This window comes from Polaromonas sp. P1_H6, from assembly GCF_056405195.1.
On the sequence record NZ_JBFUCN010000004.1, the window covers coordinates 155910 to 180600 of the forward strand.

At 63.9% G+C, this 24691-nt stretch carries 19 protein-coding genes; 3 read left to right on the plus strand and 16 right to left on the minus strand.

The genetic code is table 11. The features are described 5' to 3' along the window. The 13 genes from AC1D1F_RS05600 to AC1D1F_RS05660 all read right to left on the minus strand — a co-directional run bounded on the left by AC1D1F_RS05600 (position 1) and on the right by AC1D1F_RS05660 (position 18142). On the minus strand, positions 1 to 1479 hold the full coding sequence (locus AC1D1F_RS05600; RefSeq protein ID WP_477696939.1) for a glutamate synthase subunit beta: 1479 nt from the start codon (positions 1477 to 1479) through the stop codon (positions 1 to 3). A gap of 102 nt (positions 1480 to 1581) precedes the next feature. After that, on the minus strand, positions 1582 to 6327 hold the full coding sequence (locus AC1D1F_RS05605) for a glutamate synthase-related protein (RefSeq protein ID WP_477676329.1): 4746 nt from the start codon (positions 6325 to 6327) through the stop codon (positions 1582 to 1584). A 238-nt stretch (positions 6328 to 6565) separates the two neighbouring features. Then, the gene (locus AC1D1F_RS05610; protein ID WP_477676328.1) at positions 6566 to 7273 is read right to left on the minus strand and encodes a transposase; all 708 of its coding nucleotides are present in this window, start codon (positions 7271 to 7273) and stop codon (positions 6566 to 6568) included. A gap of 100 nt (positions 7274 to 7373) precedes the next feature. Next, complete coding sequence (locus AC1D1F_RS05615; protein ID WP_477697379.1) at positions 7374 to 8522, minus strand: ABC transporter substrate-binding protein; 1149 nt, start codon at positions 8520 to 8522, stop codon at positions 7374 to 7376. Between the two features lie 198 nt (positions 8523 to 8720). Next, a complete protein-coding gene (locus AC1D1F_RS05620; protein WP_477676326.1) occupies positions 8721 to 9944 on the minus strand; it encodes an MFS transporter in 1224 nt (407 codons plus the stop codon). 26 nt (positions 9945 to 9970) lie between these two features. After that, the gene (locus tag AC1D1F_RS05625) at positions 9971 to 11170 is read right to left on the minus strand and encodes a deoxyguanosinetriphosphate triphosphohydrolase (protein ID WP_477697381.1); all 1200 of its coding nucleotides are present in this window, start codon (positions 11168 to 11170) and stop codon (positions 9971 to 9973) included. Positions 11171 to 11199: 29 nt separating this feature from the next. Beyond that, positions 11200 to 12315: a 3-dehydroquinate synthase gene (gene aroB, locus AC1D1F_RS05630; protein ID WP_477676324.1), complete on the minus strand. Its 1116-nt coding sequence runs from the start codon at positions 12313 to 12315 to the stop codon at positions 11200 to 11202. Between the two features lie 60 nt (positions 12316 to 12375). Next, the gene (locus AC1D1F_RS05635) at positions 12376 to 12900 is read right to left on the minus strand and encodes a shikimate kinase (protein WP_477652804.1); all 525 of its coding nucleotides are present in this window, start codon (positions 12898 to 12900) and stop codon (positions 12376 to 12378) included. A 168-nt stretch (positions 12901 to 13068) separates the two neighbouring features. Further along, positions 13069 to 15192: a type IV pilus secretin PilQ gene (locus AC1D1F_RS05640; RefSeq protein WP_477697257.1), complete on the minus strand. Its 2124-nt coding sequence runs from the start codon at positions 15190 to 15192 to the stop codon at positions 13069 to 13071. After that, entirely contained in the window at positions 15189 to 15740 is a 552-nt protein-coding gene (locus AC1D1F_RS05645) for a pilus assembly protein PilP (RefSeq protein WP_477652424.1), read from the minus strand. Before AC1D1F_RS05645 ends, AC1D1F_RS05640 begins: the two co-directional genes overlap by 4 nt. Next, positions 15737 to 16405 carry a type IV pilus inner membrane component PilO gene (locus AC1D1F_RS05650; RefSeq protein WP_477678136.1) on the minus strand — a complete coding sequence of 223 codons (669 nt, stop codon included), beginning with the start codon at positions 16403 to 16405 and terminating at the stop codon, positions 15737 to 15739. The genes AC1D1F_RS05645 and AC1D1F_RS05650 overlap by 4 nt, the downstream gene beginning before the upstream one ends. A 16-nt stretch (positions 16406 to 16421) precedes the next feature. Beyond that, positions 16422 to 17066 (minus strand): PilN domain-containing protein, encoded by a 645-nt coding sequence (locus tag AC1D1F_RS05655; protein ID WP_477678137.1) that lies wholly within the window; start codon positions 17064 to 17066, stop codon positions 16422 to 16424. Next, positions 17063 to 18142 (minus strand): pilus assembly protein PilM, encoded by a 1080-nt coding sequence (locus AC1D1F_RS05660; RefSeq protein ID WP_477681787.1) that lies wholly within the window; start codon positions 18140 to 18142, stop codon positions 17063 to 17065. Before AC1D1F_RS05660 ends, AC1D1F_RS05655 begins: the two co-directional genes overlap by 4 nt. A gap of 268 nt (positions 18143 to 18410) precedes the next feature. Here AC1D1F_RS05660 and AC1D1F_RS05665 point away from each other — a divergent pair, with 268 nt between their 5' ends. After that, positions 18411 to 20846, plus strand: a complete 2436-nt coding sequence (locus AC1D1F_RS05665; RefSeq protein WP_477700667.1) for a penicillin-binding protein 1A — start codon at positions 18411 to 18413, stop codon at positions 20844 to 20846. Between the two features lie 67 nt (positions 20847 to 20913). Here AC1D1F_RS05665 and cyaY read toward each other — a convergent pair whose 3' ends face one another. Next, entirely contained in the window at positions 20914 to 21249 is a 336-nt protein-coding gene (gene cyaY, locus AC1D1F_RS05670) for an iron donor protein CyaY (protein ID WP_477681785.1), read from the minus strand. Positions 21250 to 21261: 12 nt separating this feature from the next. Here cyaY and lptM point away from each other — a divergent pair, with 12 nt between their 5' ends. Beyond that, complete coding sequence (gene lptM / locus AC1D1F_RS05675) at positions 21262 to 21507, plus strand: LPS translocon maturation chaperone LptM (protein ID WP_477678940.1); 246 nt, start codon at positions 21262 to 21264, stop codon at positions 21505 to 21507. A 157-nt stretch (positions 21508 to 21664) separates the two neighbouring features. Further along, positions 21665 to 22951: a diaminopimelate decarboxylase gene (gene lysA, locus AC1D1F_RS05680; RefSeq protein WP_477678941.1), complete on the plus strand. Its 1287-nt coding sequence runs from the start codon at positions 21665 to 21667 to the stop codon at positions 22949 to 22951. Between the two features lie 3 nt (positions 22952 to 22954). On the opposite strand, the gene AC1D1F_RS05685 is transcribed toward lysA, so the two are convergent. Continuing rightward, positions 22955 to 23614 (minus strand): protein-methionine-sulfoxide reductase heme-binding subunit MsrQ, encoded by a 660-nt coding sequence (locus AC1D1F_RS05685; RefSeq protein WP_477697255.1) that lies wholly within the window; start codon positions 23612 to 23614, stop codon positions 22955 to 22957. Continuing rightward, a complete protein-coding gene (gene msrP / locus AC1D1F_RS05690; protein WP_477697254.1) occupies positions 23614 to 24612 on the minus strand; it encodes a protein-methionine-sulfoxide reductase catalytic subunit MsrP in 999 nt (332 codons plus the stop codon). The genes AC1D1F_RS05685 and msrP overlap by 1 nt, the downstream gene beginning before the upstream one ends. Positions 24613 to 24691 lie beyond the last annotated feature (79 nt).

Genomic DNA, 24691 nt, shown 5'->3' on the forward strand with positions numbered 1-24691 from the left:
TTAGCGAGGCAAGTCGCTATAACCCATCAGGAACTCATCAACAGCGCGCGCAGCCTGGCGGCCTTCGCGAATCGCCCACACCACCAGGCTCTGGCCACGGCGGATATCGCCGGCGGCGAACACCTTGGGCACATTGGTGGCATAACCGCCGGTGAAGTCGGTGCTCGCCTTGGCGTTGCCGCGGTTGTCTTTTTCAATGCCGAAGGCCTCCAGCACGGAAGCCACCGGCGAGACAAAGCCCATGGCCAGCAGCACCAGGTCGGCTTTCAGGGTCTGCTCGGAGCCGGGCACTTCGACCATCTTGCCGTCTTTCCACTCGACGCGAACGGTCTTCAGGCCGGTAACTTTGCCCTTTTCGCCCATCAGTTCCTTGGTGGAGATCGCGAATTCGCGCTCGCAGCCCTCTTCGTGCGACGAGGAGGTGCGCAGTTTGATCGGCCAGTAAGGCCAGGTCATGGGGCGGTTTTCTTCTTCGGGCGGCTGGGGCATCAACTCAAACTGGGTGACGCTGACGGCGCCGTGGCGGTTGCTGGTGCCCACGCAGTCGGAGCCGGTGTCGCCGCCGCCGATCACGATGACGTGCTTGCCGGAGGCAGACAGCTGGCCCTTGACCTTGTCGCCGGCGTTGACCTTGTTCTGCTGGGGCAGGAACTCCATGGCGAAGTGCACGCCGTCCAGGTCGCGGCCAGGCACGGGAAGGTCGCGCGATTGCTCGGCGCCGCCGGTCAGGATCACGGCGTCAAAGTCCTTTTGCAGCTGCTCGGGGCTGATGCTTTCCTTGGCCCAGTTGGTGACTTTGGAGTCCTTGCCCAACGGGTCTTTGGGGCTGCCAACCATCACACCGGTGCGGAAGTTCACGCCTTCGGCCTTCATCTGCTCAACGCGGCGGTCGATGTGGACTTTTTCCATCTTGAAGTCGGGGATGCCGTAGCGCAGCAGGCCGCCGATGCGGTCGTTCTTTTCGAACAGGGTCACCTCGTGGCCGGCGCGCGCCAGCTGCTGGGCCGCGGCCATGCCGGCGGGGCCGGAGCCGACGACGGCGACTTTCTTGCCGGTCTTGTGTTTGGGCATCACCGGCTTGACCCAGCCTTCGGACCAGGCGCGGTCGATGATGGCATGCTCGATGGACTTGATGCCGACGGCGTCGTCGTTCACGTTCAGCGTGCAGGCGGCCTCGCAGGGCGCCGGGCAGATGCGGCCGGTGAATTCAGGGAAGTTGTTGGTGCTGTGCAGCGTGTCGATGGCATTTTTCCAGTCGGCGCGGAACACCATGTCATTGAAGTCGGGAATGATGTTGTTGACCGGGCAGCCGTTGTTGCAAAAAGGCGTGCCGCAGTCCATGCAGCGCGCGGCCTGCTTGTTGGCCTGCGCGTCGTCCAGCCCGATGACGAATTCGCGGTAGTTCTTCAGGCGCTCCGGCACGGGCTTGTAGCCCTCCTCGACGCGCTCGTATTCCATGAAGCCGGTGATTTTTCCCATGATGAGGTCCTGTGCAATTCTTCTTTAAGCTTTTCCGGCTGCCGGCCCATGCATCATGGGCGCGGGCAGTTTCGGTTCAATGCAAGCGTGGAGGCCGGCGGCCTACTTGGCGGCCACCGCCTCCTGGTTGGTGGCGACCTGGGCCCGGGTGGTCTCCGTCGCGGCTTCCAGGCGGCGCTCCTTGCGCTCGATCAGGGCCCGCTTGTACTCGTTCGGGAAGACCTTGACGAACTTCAGGCGCGACTCGCTCCAGTTGTCCAGCAGTTCGCGCGCGCGCTTGCTGCCGGTCCAGCGGTTGTGGTCCTGCAGCAGGCGCTTGAGCAGCTCCTCATCGCTTTCGCCCGCGTGCCAGTCGGCCTTGTCATGGGTGTGCTGCTCGGCCGTGGTGACGATGCGGTCCATGGAGACCATGGAGGTGTTGCAGCGCGTGGCGAACAGGCCGTCCTCGTCGTACACATAGGCCACGCCGCCGCTCATGCCGGCGGCGAAGTTGCGGCCGGTTTTGCCCAGCACCGCGACGGTGCCACCCGTCATGTATTCGCAGCCGTGGTCGCCGGTGCCTTCAACCACCGCCGTGGCGCCCGAGAGCCGCACGGCAAAACGCTCGCCGGCCACGCCGCTGAAGAAGGCCTCGCCGGTGGTCGCGCCGTAAAGCACGGTGTTGCCGACGATGGTGTTCTTCACCGCGTCGCCGCGGAAGTCGATGCTGGGGCGCACCACGATGCGGCCGCCGGACAGGCCCTTGCCGGTGTAATCGTTAGCGTCGCCTATCAGGTACATGGTGATGCCCTTGGCCAGGAAGGCGCCGAAGGACTGGCCGCCCGTGCCTTCGAGCTGGATGCGCAGGGTGTCGTCGGGCAGGCCCTGCGGATGGTGGCGCGTCAGTTCGCCCGACAGCATGGCGCCGACGGTGCGGTTGACGTTGCGCGCCACTTCGATGAACTGGACTTTTTCGCCCTTTTCAATCGCGGCTTTCGATTTTTCGATCAGGCGCACATCCAGCGCCTTGCCGAGCGCATGGTCCTGCTCCATGACATGCAGGCGCGGCACATCGGCCGGCACGTTGGGCTGGTAGAACAGGCGGCTGAAATCCAGGCCGCTGGCCTTCCAGTGCTCGATGCCTTTTTGCGTATCGAGCAGGTCGGCGCGGCCGATCAGGTCGTCGAACTTGCGCACGCCGAGCTGTGCCATGAGCTGGCGCGCCTCTTCGGCGACGAAGAAGAAGTAGTTGACGACGTGCTCGGGCTTGCCGCTGAACTTCTGGCGCAGCACCGGGTCCTGCGTCGCCACGCCGACGGGGCAGGTGTTGAGGTGGCACTTGCGCATCATGATGCAGCCTTCGACCACCAGCGGCGCGGTGGCGAAGCCGAATTCGTCGGCGCCCAGCAGCGCGCCAATGATGACGTCGCGGCCGGTTTTCATCTGTCCGTCGGCCTGCACGCGGATACGTCCGCGCAGGCGGTTGAGCACCAGGGTCTGCTGGGTTTCGGCCAGGCCGATTTCCCAGGGCGAGCCGGCATGCTTGATGGACGACCAGGGCGAGGCGCCCGTGCCGCCGTCATGGCCGGCGATCACCACGTGGTCGGACTTGGCCTTGGCCACACCCGCCGCGATGGTGCCGACACCGACTTCGCTGACCAGCTTGACGCTGATGCTGGCGCGCGGGTTGACGTTCTTCAGGTCGTGGATCAGCTGGGCCAGGTCCTCGATCGAATAAATGTCGTGGTGCGGCGGCGGCGAAATCAGGCCCACGCCGGGAACCGAGTAGCGCAAGGCGCCGATATATTCGCTGACCTTGCCGCCGGGCAACTGGCCGCCCTCACCGGGCTTGGCGCCCTGGGCCATCTTGATCTGGATCTGGTCGGCCGACACCAGGTATTCGGCCGTGACGCCGAAGCGTCCCGACGCGACCTGCTTGATGCGCGAGCGCAGCGAGTCGCCGTCCTGCAGCGGCAGGTCGACCTCGACCTGTTTCGGGCCGATCACGCTTTTGAGCGTTTCACCCTTCTTGATCGGGATGCCCTTGAGCTCCTGGCGGTAACGGTTCGGGTCTTCTCCGCCCTCGCCCGTGTTGCTCTTGCCGCCGATGCGGTTCATGGCCACGGCCAGCGTGGCATGGGCCTCGGTGCTGATGGAGCCCAGCGACATGGCACCGGTGGCGAAGCGCTTGACGATGTCCTTCGCCGGCTCGACCTCATCGATCGGGATGGCCTTGGAGGGGTCGATCTTGAACTCGAACAGGCCGCGCAAGGTCATGTGGCGGCGATTCTGGTCGTTGATCAGCTGGGCGTATTCCTTGTAGGTGTTCCAGTTGTTGGAGCGCGTGGAATGCTGCAGCTTGGCGATCGCGTCGGGCGTCCACATGTGGTCTTCGCCGCGCACGCGCCAGGCGTATTCGCCGCCGGCGTCCAGCATGTTGGCCAGCACCGGGTCGTCGCTGAAGGCCGCGCGGTGCATGCGCAGCGCTTCCTCGGCGATCTCGAACACGCCCATGCCTTCGACCTGGCTGGCGGTGCCGGTGAAGAACTTGGCCACGGCGTCGCGGTTCAGGCCGATGGCCTCAAACAGTTGCGCGCCGCAGTAGCTCATATAAGTAGACACGCCCATCTTGGACATGATCTTGGACAGGCCCTTGCCGATGGCCTTGGTGTAGTTGTAGACGGCTTTCTCGGTGCTGAGATCACCCGGCAGGCCCTTGGACAGCTCGCCCAGGGTTTCCATGGCGAGGTAAGGGTGCACGGCTTCGGCGCCGTAACCGGCCAACACCGCGAAGTGGTGCACTTCGCGGGCCGAACCGGTTTCGACCACCAGTCCGGCCGTGGTGCGCAGGCCTTCCTTGACCAGGTGCTGGTGGATGGCCGACAAGGCCAGCAGCGCCGGGATGGCGACCTGCGTGGCGCTGATGCCGCGGTCGCTGACGATCAGGATGTTCTTGCCGTCCTTGATCGCGTCGACCGCCTCGGCGCACAGTGAAGCCAGCTTGGCCTCGACGCCTTCGTGGCCCCAGGCCAGCGGGTAGGTGATGTCCAGGGTGTAGCTCTTGAACTTGCCTTGGGTATGCGCCTCGATGTCGCGCAACTTCTGCATGTCGGCGACGTTGAGCACCGGCTGGCTCACTTCGAGCCGCATCGGCGGGTTGACCTGGTTGATGTCCAGCAGGTTGGGCTTGGGGCCGATGAAGGACACCAGCGACATCACGATGGCTTCGCGGATCGGGTCGATGGGCGGGTTGGTCACCTGCGCGAACAGCTGCTTGAAGTAGTTGTACAGCGGCTTGTTCTTGTTCGAGAGCACGGCCAACGGGCTGTCGTTGCCCATGGAGCCGGTGGCTTCCTCGCCATTGGCGGCCATGGGGGACATCAGGAACTTGATGTCTTCCTGCGTGTAGCCGAAGGCCTGCTGGCGGTCGAGCAGAGGAATGTCGGAAACGGCGGGCACGGTCACCGGAGCGGCCTTTGCGGCCTTGCCGGCCACGTCGTCCAGCTTGATACGCAGGTTTTCGATCCACTGCTTGTAGGGCTTGCTGTGCGCCAGCGTGGCCTTGATTTCCTCGTCGTCGATCATGCGGCCCTGTTCCAGGTCGATCAGGAACATCTTGCCGGGTTGCAAACGCCATTTGCGCACGATCTTGTGTTCGGGAATCGGCAGCACGCCCGATTCCGAGGCCATGATGACCAGGTCGTCGTCGGTCACGCAGTAGCGCGAGGGGCGCAGGCCGTTGCGGTCCAGCGTGGCGCCGATCTGGCGACCGTCGGTGAAGACGATGGAGGCCGGGCCGTCCCAGGGCTCGAGCATGGCGGCGTGGTATTCGTAGAAGGCCTTGCGGCGCTCGTCCATGGTGGTGTGCTGTTCCCAGGGCTCGGGAATCATCATCATCACGGCCTGGCTGATGGGGTAGCCGGCCATGGTCAGCAATTCCAGGCAGTTGTCGAAGGTGGCGGTGTCGGACTGGCTGGCAAAGCTGATCGGGTAGAGCTTTTGCAGGTCGGCGCCCAGCACCGGTGAAGACATCACGCCTTCGCGCGCCTTCATCCAGTTGTAGTTGCCCTTGACGGTGTTGATCTCGCCGTTGTGCGCGACGTAACGGTAAGGGTGGGCCAGCGGCCACTCGGGGAAGGTGTTGGTGGAAAAGCGCTGGTGCACCAGGCCGAGCGCGGAAACGCAGCGCGTGTCGGTCAGGTCGCGATAGTAGGTGCCCACTTGGTCGGCCAGCAGCAGGCCTTTGTAGACCACCGTGCGGCTGGACATGCTGGGAACGTAATACTCTTTGCTGTGTGTCAGGCGCAGGTTCTGGATGGCGGCGCTGGCGGTCTTGCGGATGACGTAGAGCTTGCGCTCCAGTGCGTCCTGGACGATCACGTCATTGCCGCGGCCGATGAAGATCTGCCGCAGGATGGGTTCTTTTTCGCGCACGGTGGGCGACATGGGCATGTCGCGGTTGACCGGCACGTCGCGCCAGCCCAGCAGCACCTGGCCTTCGGCCTTGACCGCGCGCTCCAGCGCCTGTTCGCAGGCCAGTCGGGAAGCGTGCTCTTTCGGCAGGAAGACCATGCCGACGCCGTATTCGCCGGGCGGCGGCAATTGCACGCCCTGCGTCGCCATTTCTTCGCGGTAGAGCGCGTCGGGCAGTTGGATCAATATGCCGGCGCCGTCGCCCATGAGCTTGTCAGCACCCACTGCGCCCCGGTGGTCGAGGTTTTCGAGGATTTTCAGGCCTTGCTGGACGATGGCATGGCTTTTGTGCCCCTTGATGTGCGCCACGAAACCGACGCCGCAGGCATCGTGCTCGTTGGCTCCGGAGTACAAACCGTTTTCTTCAAAATGCTTGATTTCAGCAGCCGTGGTCATGGCAATTCCTCGTCGGTTGAGAATGGCGGCGATGCAGGGGTGGCCTCGAAAAAAGGCCGGCAACGCTTCCATCCGCAAGGTTCATAATTTTTCGCAGGGAATGGGAGCATAGTGCAGTGCAACAACAATGCCAAGCACTTTAAACGGGGTCAGATACCAATTAAAGATCGATTAAATTAATCGGAATTTAATTGGGGACATATAAAATTCCGCTGCGGAACCCCCTGAGGAGGTTTGCTCAGGAGGCCGGCACATCCTTTGGCGTCGCAGGCGGGCGCCCTGCCTGGTTTTTGGTCACCCGGCGCTCCGTGCGCTTTTGCAGCTCCGCCAGAAAATCAGCCCCGCCCAATGCCCAGCCGCTGAGGGCCGCGCGGGTCAGCACGTCCTGCTGCTCCAACGTGATGCCGGCGCGCACCAGTTCGGCGTAAGCCGCCTCGCGGGCAAAAGGCGTGTTGCCCAGCGCCCAGACCAGCGGATGCGGCGTCAGCAGGCTGTCGACCCGCAGGCCCGCGTAATGGCCGTGGCTGGACCACGGATAGTCTCTGGCTTCGGCCACCAGGCCCGCGCGGACCGGATTCAGGTCCATATAGGCCATGCAGGCCAGCAGGTAGCGCTCGGCCTCGATCACGGTGGCGCGGTAACGCCCTTCCCACAGAGTGCCGGAGCGCCCCTGGCTGTCGTTGAAGTAGCGCACATAACGCCGCCCCGCGGCCTGCATCATCTGCGGCAGGCCCTCCGCCGTGCTGGGCGTGGCCAGCAGGTGGAGATGGTTGTCCATCAGTACATAGGCGTGCAGGGCAACGCCGGACTTTCGGGCGCTTTCGTCGAGCAACCCCAGCAGCATCTGGCGGTCGGCGGCGGAGGAAAAGATGGCCTGGCGGTTATTGCCCCGCTGGATGATGTGGTGGGGGTAGCCGGGAAGGGTCAGACGCGGAAGACGGGCCATGGAATGCAATGCCTGGAGTTTGCACCATGATATTGGAACCTGACCCTGATTTTTGCACCCTCAAGGCGCCGGGGCGTGCGGTCCGCAAAAGCCGCTGCGTTTAGCGGACGACCTTGCCGTCGGGTGTGATGGTGACCAGGTCGATCGCGCGCACCGACTCGTATTTCTTCGGGCGCAGGTTGACGCGAAAGCCGCCGACATCGTAGTCAGTCATAGCCTCAAAGGCCTTTTGGAGGCCGGCCCGGTCCGGCTTGCCGCTGCCTGCCGCGCTGCGGCGCACGCCTTCGGCGAAGGTGCGGGCGGCGATGTAGCCTTCCACGCTTTCATAGCTGGGGGTCTGGTCGGTCTGGTTCAGCACATCAAGGTATTCCTTGATGATGGGCGTGCCGGTGCTGCGCGGCGAAGGCACGACCTGCGAAATCACCACACCACCGATTTCCTTGCCGAGGGCGCTGAACAGCGGATCGATGCCGACGACGGAAAAATTCAGGAACTGCCCGCCGTAGCCGGCCTGGCGCATCTTGCGGATAAAGGCCGCCGATGAATTGAACAGGCTGACCTGGATGACGGCCTGGGGCTGCGCCTTCATCAGCGTTGCCACGGCCGCGTCGACCTTGTCGCTGTTGACCGGCGACAGGGCGCTACCGACGATGGCCGGCCGCTTCAGATCTATGAGCGCCTGGTTGACTGCGGCCAGGCCGCCGCGCCCCATGGCATCGTCTTCGGCAAACACCGCGATGCGGTCCTGGTTCAGCGTGGCGCAATGGCGCGCGATCTTGTAAGCCTCGTCGGCCAGCGCGGGACGCACATGGAAGACATTGGTGAGCGCGGGATCGTGCAGCGCGTCGGACGCGGCAAAGGGCGCGAAGAACAGCGTGCCTGAGGCTTTGGCTGCGGCGAAGGCCGCGTCGCTGCTGGCGGTGCCCGTGAAGCCGAAGAGTGCGTCCACACCTTCGTCGATCAATTGCTTGGCATTGGCGGCGGCTTTGGCGGGGGTATAGCCGTCGTCCAGGGCCTTGACTTCAATCTTGTAGCCGCCCGCGCCGTTCTTGGCGTTGATCGCGTCGAAGTAAATCTTGGCGCCGTTCAGGTAGGCCAGGCCGATCTGGTCGGCGGCGCCGGTGAGCGGCACGGATTGCCCGATGACGATTTTTCGCGCGGCCTTGCTTTGCGCCCACAGCGCGGGACTTGCCACCACAGCGCCTGCCGACATACCACCGAGAATTAACTGACGCCGATTGAAACCCATGACAACACCTTTTGAGATACGGGAATAGCCAAAGCAGGTTTGATGCCTGCATACAGCATGCGCTTACTGTTCCAAAGAAATGTCACGAATTGTGCGCAGACCTCAAGCGTAATCCGTGCGAAGGCGAAAAGACAGCGGGGAAATGCCGACACGTCATAAGCCTATGCGCTGTCATCTAGATATTGATGACGGTTTCCCCTATTGCGCCGGCGTGCGCAAAGCCGGCAAGCGGTGCAGTTGCAACGCCAGCAGCAGGCCAAGCGCCGAACTGGCTGCGGTGACCCAGCCCGTCCATTGCCAGCCCCCTGCTACCGCAGCCACCCAGGCCACCAAGGGAGGGCCCGCGAACTGGCCCAGCGCCGACCATTGCTGCATCCAGCCCACCGTGGTGGATACCGTGTCGGCAGTGGGGGCCAGGCGGACGGCCAGGCTGAACAGGGTCGCGGGAATCAAGCCGCCGACCATGGAGAAACCGAGGATGGCCGCGTATTGCAGCGCGGGCGACACGCCCGAAAAAGCCAGCAAGGCGCCGCCCCCCATCGCCAGGAAGCCCGCGCCCAGCAAAGCCAGCGGCGGCAGGCCGCGGCCCAGCAAGCGCCCGGCGGCGACGTTGCCGATGATGTTGACGGCGGCGGCCAGCGCCGTCAGCGGCCCCGCCCAGTTGGCGGCCACACCGGCCTGCGCATAGATGGACGGCAGGAAACCGACCACCGCGAGCCACTGTCCCGAATACGCCGCAAAGGCCATGGCCATCAGCCAGGCAGCGCGCGAACGCAGGGTTGCCGCGATGAGTTGGCCGCCGTGGGGCCGGCCGGCCGCCGGGACCGCCTCGGGCGGCTCCACCGGCACCCGCCATGCGAGCACCAGGGCCAGCACCGCAGCCAGTGCGGCCAGCAGCCACCACAGGATGCGCCAGCCCCATTGCGGGTTGCCCAAAGCGATAAGGTGGGGCCCGCCCAGCAAGGCCAGCGAAGCGCCCAACGGCATGTAAGCGCCCCACATGCCGAGCATGCCGTTCAGTTTTTCCTTTGGTACCAGCCGGCGCACCAGGGCCGGCGCCGGCAGCACCACCCACAAAAATCCCAGGCCTTCCAGGACGCGTGTCGCCAGCAGGCTATCAACACCAGGCACCATGGCCCCCAGGGCGCTGGCCGAGGCCAGCACCCAGAGGCCCGCCACCATGCTGCGCTTGAGCCCCGCGCGCTGCACGGCCAGCCCCGTCACCAGCCCAAGTGCCATACCGGCCAGTTGCACCAGCGACAACAAAAAACCGGCCTGCAGCAGCGAGACGCCCAACACCTGGCCCAGCACGGGCAAAGCGGGCGGCAGTTTGCCGACATGCAGCGCGGCCACCACGCCGGCCGCGATCACGCACCAGGCGGCTCGCGTGCTGGCGACGGTATCCGGCTTGGTTTCAGTCACGCGGGGGCAAGGCGTGAAGGGAAGGTTCAGGCCGCGAAAGCGGCCCGCCCCTTGAGGCGTTCATGTTCTTTGGCGGCAAAGCGGTCCGTCATGCCGGCGATGTAGTCGGCCACCACCCGCTCGGGCTTGGCGCCCGCGGCGTGCGGGACGTCGATGCCGTCAAAGCGGTCGATGTGGGCCTGCGGCATCTGCGCGGGGTCGGCCATGTAGGCCTCGAACAGGTCGCGCACCACCTGCTTGGCGGCCTGTGTGGTCTCCACCACCTTGGGGTGGCGATAAAGGTTTTGCAGCAGGAAGCGCTTGAGCAAGGCCGACTGCCGCGCCATCTCCGGCGTGAAGCAGACCAACGCGGGGTGCTGGCGCACCTCGTCAGCGCTCGCGGGCGCCGCCTTGTGAATCGCCGCCCAGGTCGCGTCCATCACGTTGTAGACCTGCGCGCTCAGCATGCGGCGTATGGTTTCAAACAGCAAGCGGCGGCCCTGCAGGCCGGGATGAGCCAGCCGCGTCTCGCGGCAATATTGGCTGAAGAGTTCCACATCTTCGAATTGCTCCAGCGTCAGCAGGCCGGAGCGCACGCCGTCGTCGATGTCGTGCGCGTTGTAGGCGATTTCGTCGGCCAGGTTGGCGAGCTGCGCTTCCAGGCTGGGCTGCTGCCAGTGCGGGCCTTCGGCGGGCTGCTCCACAAATCGGCGGGCCACGCCGCCCGGCTCTCGCGCCTCGATGCGCAGCGCATTGCGCCTGGAGCAATGTTTGAGGATGCCCTCGCGCGTCTCGAAGCTGAGGTTCAGGCCGTTGTAGGCCGGGTAGCGCTCTTCCAGCGCATCCACGACGCGCAGGCTTTGCAGGTTGTGCTCGAAGCCGGCGCTCTCGGGATGGCCGGCTTTGAGGCAGGCGTTCAGGGCATCCTGGCCGGCGTGGCCGAAGGGCGTGTGGCCCAGGTCGTGCGCCAGCGCGATGGCCTCCACCAGGTCCTCATTGAGCTGCAAGGTGCGGGCGATGGAACGCCCCAGTTGCGCGACCTCAAGCGAATGGGTCAGTCGGGTGCGGAACAGGTCGCCCTCGTGGTTGAGGAACACCTGGGTCTTGTAGACCAGGCGCCGGAAGGCCGTGGAGTGCACGATGCGGTCGCGGTCGCGCTGGAAGTCGGAGCGCGTGGGCGCGACCGGTTCGGTGTAGCGGCGCCCGCGCGACAGCGCGGGGTCACAGGCATAAGGCGCGAGGGTCATGGTTCACGCTCTCCAGGCGGTTACGCGCACTATGCGCAACACAAATCGATCACGCCGCGCACCAGCGCGTCGGGCGCGCTGCGAAGCGCCGCTTTGCCCGGGCCGTCGATCACGATAAAACGTATCTCGCCGGCTTCGGATTTTTTGTCGATGCGCATCAGCTCCAGGTAGCGCCCGGCATTGTCGGTGGCCGACAGCACCGGTGCCTTGACCGGCAGACCGGCGCGCCGCACCAGCCGGGTCAGCCGCTCCACAAAAGCCATGTCGACCAGGCCCAGCCGCTCGGACAGGTGGGCGGCCATCACCATGCCGCAGCCCACGCCCTCGCCGTGCAGCCATTCGCCGTAGCCCAGGCCGGATTCAATCGCATGGCCAAAGGTGTGGCCGAAATTCAGGATGGCCCGCAGGCCCGTTTCACGCTCGTCCTGGCCCACCACCCAAGCCTTGATTTCACAGCTGCGCTTGATCGCGTGGGCCATGGCCGCGGGTTCCTTGACCATCAGGGCGTCGAGGTTGGCCTCTATCCACGCCAGGAAGTCCATATCGGCGATCGGTCCGTATTTGATGATCTCGGCCAGGCCCGCGCTCAGTTCGCGCGGCGGCAGCGTCGCCAGGGCATCGAGGTCGCAGACCACCAGCAGCGGCTGGTAGAACGCGCCAATCATGTTCTTGCCGAGCGGGTGGTTGATGGCCGTCTTGCCGCCCACCGAGGAATCCACCTGCGCCAGCAGGGTCGTGGGCACCTGCACAAAGGGCACGCCGCGCATATAGCTGGCGGCGGCGAAACCGGTCATGTCGCCCACCACGCCGCCGCCCAGCGCGAACATCACCGTCTTGCGGTCGCAGCCGTTCTCGAGCAAGGCGTCAAAAATCAGCTGCAGCGTGATCCAGTCCTTGTGGACTTCGCCGTCGGGCAGGCTGACCAGCAGCACCTTGCCATAGCGCCGGCGCAGCGCCTGGCTCAGTTGCGCCGCATACAAAGGGGCCACCGTCGTATTCGACACCACCAGCGCGGTGGCGGCTTTCGGGAGATCCTGGTAAGTCAGCGCATTGCCGAGAAGCCCGTTGCCGATGGCGATCGGATAGCTGCGCTCGCCAAGGTCGATCTGGACCCGCGCCGCCGCTGAAGAGGAATTTGCGTGCATAGGTGGGAGTGTAGAGGGACTCGCTGCGCCGCGGCTACCCGCTTGCAGCCAAAGGGGCGGTCAGGGCGGAGCCAGCAACCCGGCCAGCTCCAGCTGCATGAGGATCATGTTGACCAGGGTGGACACCGAAGGGCGCCCGGTCTCGATGACGAAGTGGGCGGTCTCCCGGTACAGCGGGTCGCGCGCGGCATAAAGGTCCCTGAGCCTGGCCAGCGGGTCGGCCACCTGGAGCAGGGGCCGGTTCTGGTCGTGCCGCAGGCGGCGAAATACTTCTTCGGGAATGGAATGCAGGTAGACCACCTGCGCGCGCTCGCGAAGGTGCTGGCGATTGGCGGGGCGCAGCACCGTCCCGCCGCCGCTGGACAGCACGCAGGACTGGCCCTGCGTCAGCTCGTCGATCACCTGCTGCTCGATATCGCGGAAGGCGTTCTCACCCTCGCGCTCGAAAAACTCGCGGATGGAGCAGGCGATGCGCTGCTCGATGACCTGGTCCGAATCGATGAAGCGCAGCCCTATTTTGCGGGCCAGATGCCGGCCGACGGTGGACTTCCCCGAACCCGGCAGGCCCACGCAGGCGATTCTCAACGGGTTTGCATTCAATGGAGTCTGGGGGCATTCGCCCCGGGATGCGTGATTGGAGGAGGGAAAGGAAATGGGCCGGCTTCACAAACGCGACAGGCCCCAAAGGGCCCGCCGTTACCTGCATTTTCCCACCAGACCGGCCCCGCCTCGCGGCACAGCCGGCCCCCGGGTTCAGCGCAGTGCCGATCCGTTGGTCAGCATCTTGGGCGTGATGAACACCAGCAGCTCGGATTTCGTGGCGGAGCGGGTCCGCTGCTTGAAGAGGTTGCCGACGCCCGGCAGGTCGCCCAGGAACGGAACCTTGGTTTCGTTGTCGCGGTCGTTCTGCTCAAAAATACCGCCAATCACCACGGTCCCGCCGTTTTCCACCAGAACCTGCGTCTGGATGTGCTTGGTGTCGATCGCGAAGCCGTTGGCCGTTTCGCGGCCCACGCTGTCCTTGTTGACGTCGACGTTCAGGATGATGTTGCCTTCAGGCGTGATCTGCGGCGTGACCTCGAGCTTCAGGTTGGCCTTGCGGAAGCTGATGGACGTGGCGCCGCTGGAGGTCGCCTGCTGGTACGGCAGTTCCGTACCCTGCTCGATCAGCGCCTTCACCTGGTCCGCCGTGACAACGCGGGGGCTGGAGACGATCTTGGTCTTGCCGTCGGCTTCGGACGCGGAAATTTCGAGGTTGAGGAATCGCGTCTTGGCCGCGTTGAACAGGGAGACGGCAAACGTCGCTGCCGAGAAGCCGTTCTGGCCCACGCCCGGCAGGCTCACAAATTCGCCGGCATTGGTGCCCGCCGTCGCCGCGCTGTAGGTGCCGCCGAACGCCGAGTTGGTGTTCTGGTTGAAGGGCTGGCCGCCGAGACGTACGCCCAGCGATTTTCCGAAGGTGTCCGAAGCCTCGACGATGCGCGCCTCGATCAGCACCTGGCGAACCGCCACGTCGAGTTTGGTGATCAGGCTTTGAACCGCCTCCAGCCTCGAGGGAATGTCGGTCACAAACAACTGGTTGGTCCGGGCTTCGGAAATGACGCTGCCGCGCTGGGACAGGATACGGGCGCTCGCCGGCCCGCTTCCGCCGGCGCTGATCTGTGTCGCGATGTCCGCAGCCTTGGCGTAATTGATCTGGAAAGACTGGGTGCGAACAGGCTCGAGACTCTGGATGGCATTGCGCGATTCCAGGTCCAGCTTGTCCTTGGCAGCCAATTCGTCCTTGGGCGCGATGACCAGTACGTTGCCGTTTTTGCGCATGCCCAGGCCCTTGGACTGGAGAATGATGTCCAGTGCCTGGTCCCAGGGCACATCCTTCAGCCTCAGCGTGACGCTGCCCGTCACGGAATCTGAAGTGACAATGTTGAAGTTCGTGAAGTCGGCGATCACCTGCAACAGGGAGCGGATTTCAATGTTCTGGAAGTTCAGCGAGAGTTTCTCGCCGGTGTAGCCGGGTCCCTGGGTCAGTTTGGTCGGGTCGACCTTCAGGGGGCGGACCTCCAGCACAAACTGGTTGTCGCTCTGGTAGGCGCTGTGCTCCCAGGCGCCCTTGGGCTCCACCACCATGCGGACCTTGTCGCCGGTCTGGAAAGTTGTGACGGTTTGCACCGGCGTGCCGAAGTCGGCCACGTCGAGGCGGCGGCGCAGGCCTTCAGGCAAGGCCGTCTTCAGGAATTCAACTACCAGGGTCTGGCCCTGCTGGCGTATGTCAACGCCCACTTCGTTATTGGACAGACCCACGACGATGCGCCCTGCGCTGTCGGTTCCACGGCGGAAGTCGACATCCTTGAGCGGCAACACGTCGCGATTGCGGCTTTCCGCGAAAACCTGCGCCGGCGCCGCTGGCGAAGCACTTGCCGAAGAGGACGGATCCAGTGTGATCACCAGTGATTTGCCCTGTATGTCGGCCTTGTAAGTCGATGGCGCCTTGAGATTGAGCACCACGCGGGTCCGGTCGCCGGCCTGCACCACGTTCGCCGAGCGCAGGTTACCGACGTTCATGTCCACCGCGGTCCGCCCCATGGCATTGCTGACACCGGGGAAATCCAGGGCGATACGCGCCGGCGACTGGATGGTGAATCCGTTGGGGATGGCGGTCAAAGGCTCGGCCAGGTCGATGCGGATGATCTCTGAGCCGCCCTGGACAGAACCGGTCACCGATTGAATGGAATTTTGCGCCTGTGCGGCCGCCGGCAGCGTTGCCGCCAGCAACGACAAAGCCATGCTGAACGAAGCGCCGCGCAACACACGTTCAAGCAAACGCTTCAGGCCGCCTCCTGTACCCTCTGCCGCCAATGCCCATGTTTGCTTGTTCATTTTGATCCCTCTAATAGCTGTAAAGTCGCCGTCCGCTCAATCCATTCGCCCGCAGCATCCTGCACGATCTCACGCAGGGAAAGGCTTGTTTCACCCACCTGCGTGATCCGGCCGTAATTCTGCCCAAGGTAGTTGCCGACCCGGACCTGGTAAATCAGGTTGTCGACCTTGACCAGCGCCACCGGCTGGCCCACCTTGATCAGGCTTCCGACCATGAAGGTCGCGTCCAGGGGGTAGGCTTCCAGGGGTTCCTTGCGCCGGCTCAGTTCCGGCGCGATCAGGCCCGCATTGGCCGTCGCCTGGTTGGAGTCACGCTTGAGCGCCTGCGTCAATTTCTGGTTGCTGAAGGGCTCAATGGCGCCTTCCTGGTTATAGGCCTGCGGCGAGAATTTGGTGGGCTCGGGCAGGGGGTCGACCTTGGGCCGGGTTGCATTGCGCTGCTCCGTCATCCATTGCTGGAGTTCTTCCTGCTCGGACGAACCGCAACCCGCCAACGTCAGCAGCGCCAATACCAGACCGCTGGTCAGCACATAGTTGTTAAGCCTCATTTTTTGGCTCCCGGGGCGCTCTTGCGCTGCAGGGCCACTTCCTCGGGATCGAGGTAGCGGAATGTCTTGGCCGTGGTGTCCATGACGAGATTTCCGTCTTTGGTCGGCACCAGGTTCAAATTGTTCAAGGTCACGATGCGGGAGAGATTGGCGATGTCCGCGGCAAAAGCGCCGATGTCGTGATACCGGCCCGTGACGCGCACCGCGATGGGCAGTTCGGCGTAGTACTCTTTAACGCTGACCTGCCCCGGCCGGAACAGCTCGAACTGCAGGCTGCGGCCCAGGCCGGCCTGGTTGATGTCCGAAAGCAGGGCATCCATTTCAGCCTTGCTCGGAAGCTGCTTCTCCAGCTGGGTCACATATTGCTGAACCTGCTCGCGCTGCTTTTTCAGGGCATCAAGGTTCACCGCCTGCACCAGTTTCTTCTTGTAGTCTTCCCGCAACTGGACTTCCTTGGCCTGCTCGGCCGTCAGTTCTTCGTCCGAGGAACTGAGCCAGACAAACCACAGCGCGACCACCACGAGAACCGTGACGGCGACGCAGAGAAGATAGCGCGGCAACGCCGGCCATGAAGGCGGGTCATTGGCGTCAAGCCCGGAGAACTGGGCCTTCAGGCTGTTTTGGATCGCCGAGAAATCGACGGAGATTTTGGGAGTTTTTGCCATGATCGTTCAACCTGCTTCAGGCTTTGGCCGGGATCGCCGCAGCCGCCGGCGCGGCACCAGGCGTCGAGCCGGCCGGTGCGGAACCGGGCGCCTTGGGCGCGGCGGGGCGCTTGAGCCCGACACGCATGGAGAAATTGGACACGCGCCGCTGGTCGCGCGGCGTCAGCGACACCACGCTGGCCGTGATTTCAACCAGTTCCGGCCGGGTCAGCCAGGGGCTGTTGTTGGCCAGGTTGCGCAGAAGTTCGGAAACCCGCTCGTTGGACTGGGCCACGCCGGTGATGAACACCGTCTGGTTGTCCTGCCTCATGCTGTTGATGTACACGCCGTCAGGCAACTGCTTGACCAGTTCACTGAGCAGGTAGACCGGCAGATTGCGGTTGCCTTGCAGGTCTTCCACCGCGTTCTGGCGTGCCCTCAATGCGGCGATTTCCGCCTGCAGCGTGGCGATGTCCTTGATCTGCGCTTCCAGGCGCGTGATCTCGACTTTCAGGAAATTGTTCTTGCTGCGCTGGGCTTCGATCTGTGCGAGGTACCAGGAGTACACGGCGCCGCAGATCAAGCCGCCGATCAGGGCGGCCATGCCAAGCGTGGCGAAAAACGTTTCGCGCCTGCGCTTGCGCGCAGCTTCGCGGTGCGGGAGCAGATTGACCAGAATCACTGCAGGAACCTCCGCAAAGCCAGACCGCAGGAGGTCAGGTAAGACGATGCCTCACGGCGCATTTTCTTTTCCCGCACGCTGTCGCCCAGTTCCATGCCCTCAAAAGGGTTGGCCAGGAGGCAGGCGAACGAGGTCTGCTGCGTGACGGAATCGGTCAGCCCCGGCAGGGCGGAAGAACCGCCGGCCAGCATGACGTAGTCCACCTTGTTGTGCGGGGTGCTGGTAAAGAAGAACTGCAGGGCGCGGCCGATTTCCTGGGCCATGCTTTCCACAAAGGGCTTCAGGACGCCGGAGCCGTAGTCTTCCGGCAGGTCGCCGCTGCGCTTCTTGCTCTCGGCCTCTTCCGGCGAAAAGCCGTACTGGCGGACGATCAGCTGCGTCAGTTGCGCGCCGCCGAAGGCCTGGTCGCGCTCATACAACACTTCGTCGTTCTTGATGACCTGCATGCTGGTGGTCAAGGCGCCGACCTCGAACAGGGCGACCATGGTGTCCACCCCCTTGTTGGGCAGGTTTTCGATCAGGCGGGCGGTTGCCAGGCGCGAAGCGTAAGACTCCACATCGACCACGATGGGCTTGAGCCCCGCGGCTTCAGCCAGGCCTTCCCGATCCTGTACCTTCTCCTTGCGCGAGGCGGCAATCAGCACCTCAACATCGCCGCTGGAGGTGGCGCTGGGGCCCACCACACAGAAGTCAAGGCTGACTTCATCCAGGGAGAAGGGAATATATTGGTTGGCTTCCGACTCGACCTGGGTTTCGAGTTCGGCATCCGTCATGCCCCCGGGCAGGATGATTTTTTTGGTGATGACCGCGGAAGCGGGCAGCGCCATGGCGACGTTTTTGGTGCGGGTTCCGCTCTTTTTGACCAGGCGGCGCACGGCGTCGGCGACTTCGTCGAATTTTTCGACGTTGCCGTCGGTGATCCAGCCGCGCTCCAGGGGCTCGATCGCACAGCGATCCAGCACCAGGTTACCGGCCTTGTCACGGCTCAACTCCACCAGCTTGACGCTGGACGAACTGATATCCAAACCCAGCAAAGCGGGTTGTTGGCGGTTGAATAACGACCCCAGAGAGATCAAGGCAGTCCCCAAATGACGGCTAATATGTAGCCTTGCATACTTAAGAAATCACTTGAATAGTAGCAGTAAGCTCTTTGTGCAGTAAGGATTTTTCCTGTTCCGCACATCCAGAACGTTGTCAAAAGCCGACGCTTGTAACTGAGTGCAAGCGAGCTGGCGGGGGTAAGACGATGTCTGCAAACGTAAAAGAGTGATGCGGCGGCGCCAGCCCGGTACGCCCCGGTTTCCAGGATTTTTATAATAGTGACGCGACTTTACGATTGCCTACATGCCCTCAACGCCCACCTCTCCTGATTCAAATCCCGGCCCGGCCAAGTCGTCAAGGCCAGCCAAGTCCTGGCTGCCGCGCTGGCTGGTCAAACTGATGCTGTGGAGCACCGGCCTGTTGCTCGCAGGCGTCGTCAGCGTCCTGCTGTTTGCCGCCGTGGCCCTGTCGGTTGCCTACCCCAACCTTCCCGACATCTCGGACCTGGTGGACTACCGGCCGAAACTGCCGCTGCGCGTTTATTCCGCCGACGGGGTGGTGATCGGCGAATTCGGCGAGGAGCGGCGCAGCCTGACCCCCATCAAGGACATCCCACAGGTCATGAAAGATGCCGTGCTGGCCATTGAGGACGCGCGCTTTTTCTCCCATGGCGGGGTGGACTACCTGGGCGTGATCCGCGCCGGCTTCGCCAACGTGGGCCGGGCCAAGAGCCAAGGCGCCTCGACCATCACCATGCAGGTGGCACGCAATGTCTATCTCTCGGCGGAGAAAAGCTACACCCGCAAGATCTACGAAATCCTGCTGACCTTCAAGCTGGAGCACATGCTGACCAAGGACCAGATCCTTGAGATCTATATGAACCAGATCTTCCTGGGCAACCGGGCTTACGGCTTTGCCGCGGCTTCCGAGGCTTATTTCGGCAAACCGCTCAAGAACATCACGATCTCCGAGGCGGCCATGCTGGCCGGCCTGCCCAAGGCGCCGTCGGCCTACAACCCCATCGCCAACCCCAAACGCGCCCGGGCGCGCCAGCTCTACATCATCGAGCGCATGGAGGAAAACGGCTTCATCACGGCCGAGCAGGCCAAGGCCGCCAAGGAAGAGCCTCTGAAGGTCAGGACCGGGCCCGACGCCGGCCGGGTGCATGCCGAGTACGTGGCCGAAACGGTGCGCCAGCTGGTCTACAACCAGTACGGCGACGAAACCTATACCCGCGGGTTGAACGTCTACACGACCCTGCGCGCCACCGACCAGACCGTGGCCTACAAGGCCCTGCGCAAGGGCATCATGGATTACGAACGCCGCCAGATCTACCGCGGCCCCGAGAAATTCATAGACCTGCCCGCCAATCCCCAGGAAACCGAAGACGCCATCGACGACGCGCTGACCGACAACCCCGACAACGGCGACGTCATGTCGGCCGTGGTGCTCGAGGCCAATCCCAAGCGCATCCTGGCCATGCGCCAGAACAGCGAAACCGTTGAAATCACCGGCGACGGCCTGAAACCCGCGCAGTCCGGCCTGGCCGACAAGGCCGGCCCCAATATCAAGATCCGCCGCGGCGCCCTGATCCGCGTGGCGAAAACGCCGAAAAACACCTGGGAAATCACCCAGCTACCCGAGGTTGAAGGCGCTTTTGTGGCGCTGGACCCGCGCGACGGCTCCATACGCGCGCTGGTGGGCGGCTTCGATTTTGAGAAAAACAAGTTCAACCACGTGACCCAGGCCTGGCGCCAGCCCGGTTCCAGCTTCAAGCCCTTTATCTACTCCGCCGCACTGGAAAAAGGCTTCACCCCCGCCACCGTGGTCAATGACGCCCCGCTGTTCTTCGACGCGGGCGTCACCGGCGGCCAGCCCTGGGAGCCGAAAAACTACGACGGCAATTTCGAAGGCCCCATGAGCCTGCGCACCGGATTGAAGAAATCCAAGAACATGATTTCCATCCGGATCCTGCAGGCTATTGGCGCGCCCTACGCCCAGGACTGGATCACCCGCTTCGGTTTTGAAGCCGAAAAGCACCCCGCCTACCTGACCATGGCGCTGGGCGCCGGCTCGGTCACGCCCATGCAGATGGTGACCGCCTACTCCGTGTTCGCCAACGGTGGCTACCGCGTCAATCCCTACCTGGTCACCAAAATCACCGACCAGCGCGGCAAAGTCCTGCTGGACACCAAGCCGCCCGCGCTGGACGAGTCGGCCCGGGGCATCGAGGCGCGCAACGCTTTCATCATGGACAGCCTGCTGCAGGAAGTCGCGCGCTCGGGCACGGCGGCCAAGGCGCAGGCCACGCTCAAGCGGCCCGACCTCTACGGCAAAACCGGCACGACCAATGATTCCATCGACACCTGGTTCGTGGGTTTCCAGCCCACGCTGGCGGCGGCGGTCTGGATGGGCTACGACACGCCCAAAAAGCTCGGCGACCGGGAAACCGGCGGTGGCCTGAGCCTGCCGATCTGGATCAATTACATGGAATACGCCCTCAAGGGCGTGCCGGTCGCCGAATACCCGGCGCCCGAAGGCGTGGTCAACGTGGGGGGCGAGTGGTACTACAGCGAGTACGCCCGGGGCTCGGGTGTCAGCACCGTGGGCATCCAGCAAGACCCGGCCGCCGCCGCCAATGCGGGCCAGCCGGCCAGTCCCGCCGGACCGGGCGGCGCGATCCAGGTGCTACCGCCTTCGGACGAGAAAAAGCGCATCCTGGACCTGTTCAAGAACTGACGGTCGCGCACCGTGCATGAAAAACGGCCCTCACGGGCCGTTTTTACTTCCAGCGCGGCCGGAGCAATCAGTCCGGCGCCTTGAACACCAGCGGCTGGCCGGCTTGCTCGCCGGCGTAGCGTGAGAGCTGGGCGAAAAATTCGCTGGAATCCTTGGTGTCAGCCCAGCGCCCCGCACTGTATTTATAGTGAAACCCGCCGGCCCTGGCCGCCATCCAGATTTCCTGCAGCGGTTTCTGCAGGTTGATGACGATCTGGCTGCGGTTGGCAAAGGTCAGCGTGACCATGCCGCCGGTCCGCTGGTTGTCGATGTCCGCATCGGTCTCATCGTTGATCCGGTCGCAGGCCGCTTCCACTGCCTGGAGCGCGCGCTCGGCCAGATCCTGGTATTCAAGGTCCGTCATTACAATCCCGTCATGGTTTCTTCAGTTCAAATTTTAGGCCGCGCCCGCAATCCCGGCTTCCGGCATGGCCTTGCCGCGATTGTGGCCGCAGCCGCCCTGCTGGCCGGTTGCGGCCAAAAAGGCGCGCTTTACCTTCCCGTGCCGCCCAAGGTCCCGGCCGCGGCCCTGCCCACCTCGCCCGCGCCATCAACCACCCTTCCTGAGGCGCCTCCCGCCGCCGTGACCGCACCGGTTGTGCCGGCCTCGGCCGCCCGCTAAGCATTTGACGGCCGGCCCTGCAAGGCTCCAGGCCGTGCGCGGCCTGAACCTTGAAATCCAAGGCGTCGACGCAAAGACACCTTGAATCGGTCATGGCGCGCACGCCGCGCTCTCCTTAAGATACCTCGAACCTTTCCTTCCACAGCCAGCACCACCCATGACCCGCCCATCCCTTCCCGGCCATCCGCATTTCGCCTACCGCGAGGGCGAGCTCTTTGTTGAAAACCTGCGCCTGCGGGATCTCGCCGCCGCGCATGGCACGCCGCTCTTCGTGTATTCCAAGGCCGCCATGCTGTCGGCGCTGGCCGCCTACCAGCGCGGCTTTGCCGGCCGCCATGCGCAGATCTGCTACGCCATGAAGGCCAATTCCTCGCTGGGCGTGCTGCAGGTGTTTGCCCGCGCCGGGTGTGGTTTTGACATCGTCTCGGGCGGCGAGCTCGACCGCGTGCTGGCGGCGGGCGGCGAGCCCGGAAAAATCATTTTCTCGGGCGTGGGCAAAACCCGCGCCGAAATGCGCAAGGCACTGGCCGCCGGCATAGGCTGCTTCAACGTCGAAAGCGAGGCTGAGCTCGACGTGCTGTCCGGGGTGGCGCTGGCCCAGGGCCTGCGAGCACCCGTTAGCATCCGCGTCAACCCGAACGTGGATCCCAAGACGCACCCCTATATCTCCACCGGCCTCAAGGACAACAAGTTCGGCGTCGCGCACGAAGACGCGCTGCGCATCTACCAGCATGCGGCTTCGCTCAAGGGCTTGCGCGTCGTCGGCATCGACTGCCACATCGGATCGCAGATTACCGACGCCACGCCCTACCTCGACGCCATGGACCGGGTGCTGGACCTGGTGGCGGCCATTGAAGGCGCCGGCATCCCGCTGGAGCACATCGATTTCGGCGGCGGCCTGGGCATCAATTACAACAACGACACGCCCCCCGAAGCCGATGCGCTGTGGCAGCAATTGCTGGCCCGGCTGGATGCACGCGGCTATGGCGGCAAAAAGCTCATGATCGAGCCCGGCCGCTCCCTGGTCGGCAATGCCGGCGTCTGCCTGACCGAGGTGCTCTACGTCAAACCCGGCGAGCACAAGAACTTCTGCATCATCGACGCGGCCATGAACGACCTGCCGCGCCCGGCGATGTACCAGGCTTTCCACGCCATCGCGCCGGTGACGGCTACCGCCACAAAGGGTGCGGTGGAAATGACTTACGACGTGGTCGGGCCGGTCTGCGAAAGCGGCGACTGGATAGGCCGCGACCGCGCGCTCAGCGTGGTGGCGGGCGACCAGCTGGCCGTGATGTCGGCCGGCGCCTATTGCATGAGCATGGCCAGCAACTACAACACCCGCGGCCGCGCGGCCGAACTGCTGGTCGACGGCGACCAGGTGCACCTGATACGCCGCCGCGAAACCGCGGAAGACCAGATGCGGCAAGAGCAACTGGTCGGCTGACCGCTAGGACAGTTTTCCGCGAACGCCGTAGGCGGGCTGCGGCTTCTTTTTCTTGAGGTACTGCTGCACGCGCCAGCCCAGCAGCACCGCGATGATCGTGGCGTAGACAAACACCTCGGCAAAGTTGTTCTTGCCGGCACGCATCCAGAAAAAATGCAGCAAGCCCAGGCCGGCGATCAGGTAGACCAGCTTGTGCAGCCACTGCCAGCGTTTGGCACCCATGGCCTTGATCGCGGCGTTGAAAGACGTGGCCGCCAGCGGCGTCAACAGCACAAAGGCTGAAAACCCCACCAGGATGAATGGCCGCTTGGCGATGTCCCTGGCGATGTCGGCAAAGTCAAAGCCCATGTCGAACCAGCTGTAGCTCAGCAGGTGCACCACGACATAAAAATACGCGAAGAGCCCCAGCATGCGCCGAAAACGCGCCAGTGCCGGCGTGCCGCTGATGACACGCAGCGGCGTGACCGTCAGCACGATGCAGATAAAGCGCAGCGTCCAGTCACCGGTGGCGCGTATCAGCGCTTCAGCGGGATTGGCCCCGAGCTGGTTGGTGAAAGCGCCGTAGAACAGCCAGGCGAAGGGCAGCAGGCAAGCGATGAACAGCACCGGCTTGGCCGCTGGGTGCAGCAGCCACTTCTGCGTTGCCGCCTTGAGCGTGGCCATCAGAAATTCTTCTTGAGGTCCATGCCGGCGTAGAGCTGGCCCACCTGGGCTTCGTAGCCGTTGAACATCAAGGTCTTGCGCTTTTTGGCGAACAGGCCGTCTTCGCCGATGCGGCGCTCGGTGGCCTGGCTCCAGCGCGGGTGGTCCACGTTCGGGTTCACATTCGAATAAAACCCGTACTCCTGCGCCGCGGCCTTGTTCCAGGCCGTGCGCGGTTCCTTGTCGGTGAAGCGGATCTTGACGATGCTCTTGCCGCTCTTGAAACCGTACTTCCAGGGCAGCACCATGCGCACCGGCGCACCGTTCTGGTTGGGCAGCACTTCGCCGTACATGCCGAAGGCCAGCAGCGCCAGCGGATGCATGGCTTCGTCCATGCGCAGGGCTTCCACATAAGGCCAGTCCAGCACGCGCGAGCCGACAAAAGGCATGGTCTTGGGATCGGCCAGGGTGATGAACTCGACATACTTGGCGTTGCCCAGCGGCTCGACCTTTTTTATCAGTTCGGACAGCGAATAACCGACCCAGGGAATCACCATGGACCAGCCTTCAACGCAACGCAGGCGGTAAATGCGCTCTTCCTGCGGCGCAAGCTTGATCAGGTCTTCCAGCGTGAAGGTTTTGGGCTGCTTGACCAGGCCCTCAACGGCCACCGACCAGGGTTTGGTCACCAGGGTGTGGGCATTCCTGGCGGGGTCGGCCTTGTCGGTGCCGAACTCGTAGTAGTTGTTGTAAGTGGAGGCGTCTTTGTAGTCGGTGACCTTTTCCATGGTCGTGGCGCCGGCTACCGCCGATTTTCCGCCGGCCAGGGCCGCCAGCTTGCCGGGTTTTTGCACCGTCTGCGCCATGGCCTCGCGCCCCGCCCAGCTCGCCATGGCCGTACCCGCTGCGCCCGTGGCCATCAGCTTGATCAGGTCGCGCCGGCCCTGGTAAATGCCCTGCGGCGTGATCTCGCTGGGAACAATATGGTCGAAACCGCTGGCGTGGGTCTTGATGAGCATGAGAGCGTCCTTGAAAAAATCCGTTATGGCTTAGTCTGAATACGCGGCAGTTTCTTACACGGATTCAGCCAGGGGCTTT

Coding starts and splice junctions, on each gene's coding strand:
- AC1D1F_RS05640 (WP_477697257.1), bottom strand. CDS start 15,192: ATGAACAAGCAAACATGGGCATTGGCGGCAGAGGGTACAGGAGGCGGC.
- AC1D1F_RS05600 (WP_477696939.1), bottom strand. CDS start 1,479: ATGGGAAAAATCACCGGCTTCATGGAATACGAGCGCGTCGAGGAGGGC.
- AC1D1F_RS05610 (WP_477676328.1), bottom strand. CDS start 7,273: ATGGCCCGTCTTCCGCGTCTGACCCTTCCCGGCTACCCCCACCACATC.
- AC1D1F_RS05650 (WP_477678136.1), bottom strand. CDS start 16,405: ATGGCAAAAACTCCCAAAATCTCCGTCGATTTCTCGGCGATCCAAAAC.
- AC1D1F_RS05605 (WP_477676329.1), bottom strand. CDS start 6,327: ATGACCACGGCTGCTGAAATCAAGCATTTTGAAGAAAACGGTTTGTAC.
- lptM (WP_477678940.1), top strand. CDS start 21,262: ATGGTTTCTTCAGTTCAAATTTTAGGCCGCGCCCGCAATCCCGGCTTC.
- AC1D1F_RS05615 (WP_477697379.1), bottom strand. CDS start 8,522: ATGGGTTTCAATCGGCGTCAGTTAATTCTCGGTGGTATGTCGGCAGGC.
- lysA (WP_477678941.1), top strand. CDS start 21,665: ATGACCCGCCCATCCCTTCCCGGCCATCCGCATTTCGCCTACCGCGAG.
- msrP (WP_477697254.1), bottom strand. CDS start 24,612: ATGCTCATCAAGACCCACGCCAGCGGTTTCGACCATATTGTTCCCAGC.
- cyaY (WP_477681785.1), bottom strand. CDS start 21,249: ATGACGGACCTTGAATACCAGGATCTGGCCGAGCGCGCGCTCCAGGCA.
- AC1D1F_RS05685 (WP_477697255.1), bottom strand. CDS start 23,614: ATGGCCACGCTCAAGGCGGCAACGCAGAAGTGGCTGCTGCACCCAGCG.
- AC1D1F_RS05645 (WP_477652424.1), bottom strand. CDS start 15,740: ATGAGGCTTAACAACTATGTGCTGACCAGCGGTCTGGTATTGGCGCTG.
- aroB (WP_477676324.1), bottom strand. CDS start 12,315: ATGCACGCAAATTCCTCTTCAGCGGCGGCGCGGGTCCAGATCGACCTT.
- AC1D1F_RS05625 (WP_477697381.1), bottom strand. CDS start 11,170: ATGACCCTCGCGCCTTATGCCTGTGACCCCGCGCTGTCGCGCGGGCGC.
- AC1D1F_RS05665 (WP_477700667.1), top strand. CDS start 18,411: ATGCCCTCAACGCCCACCTCTCCTGATTCAAATCCCGGCCCGGCCAAG.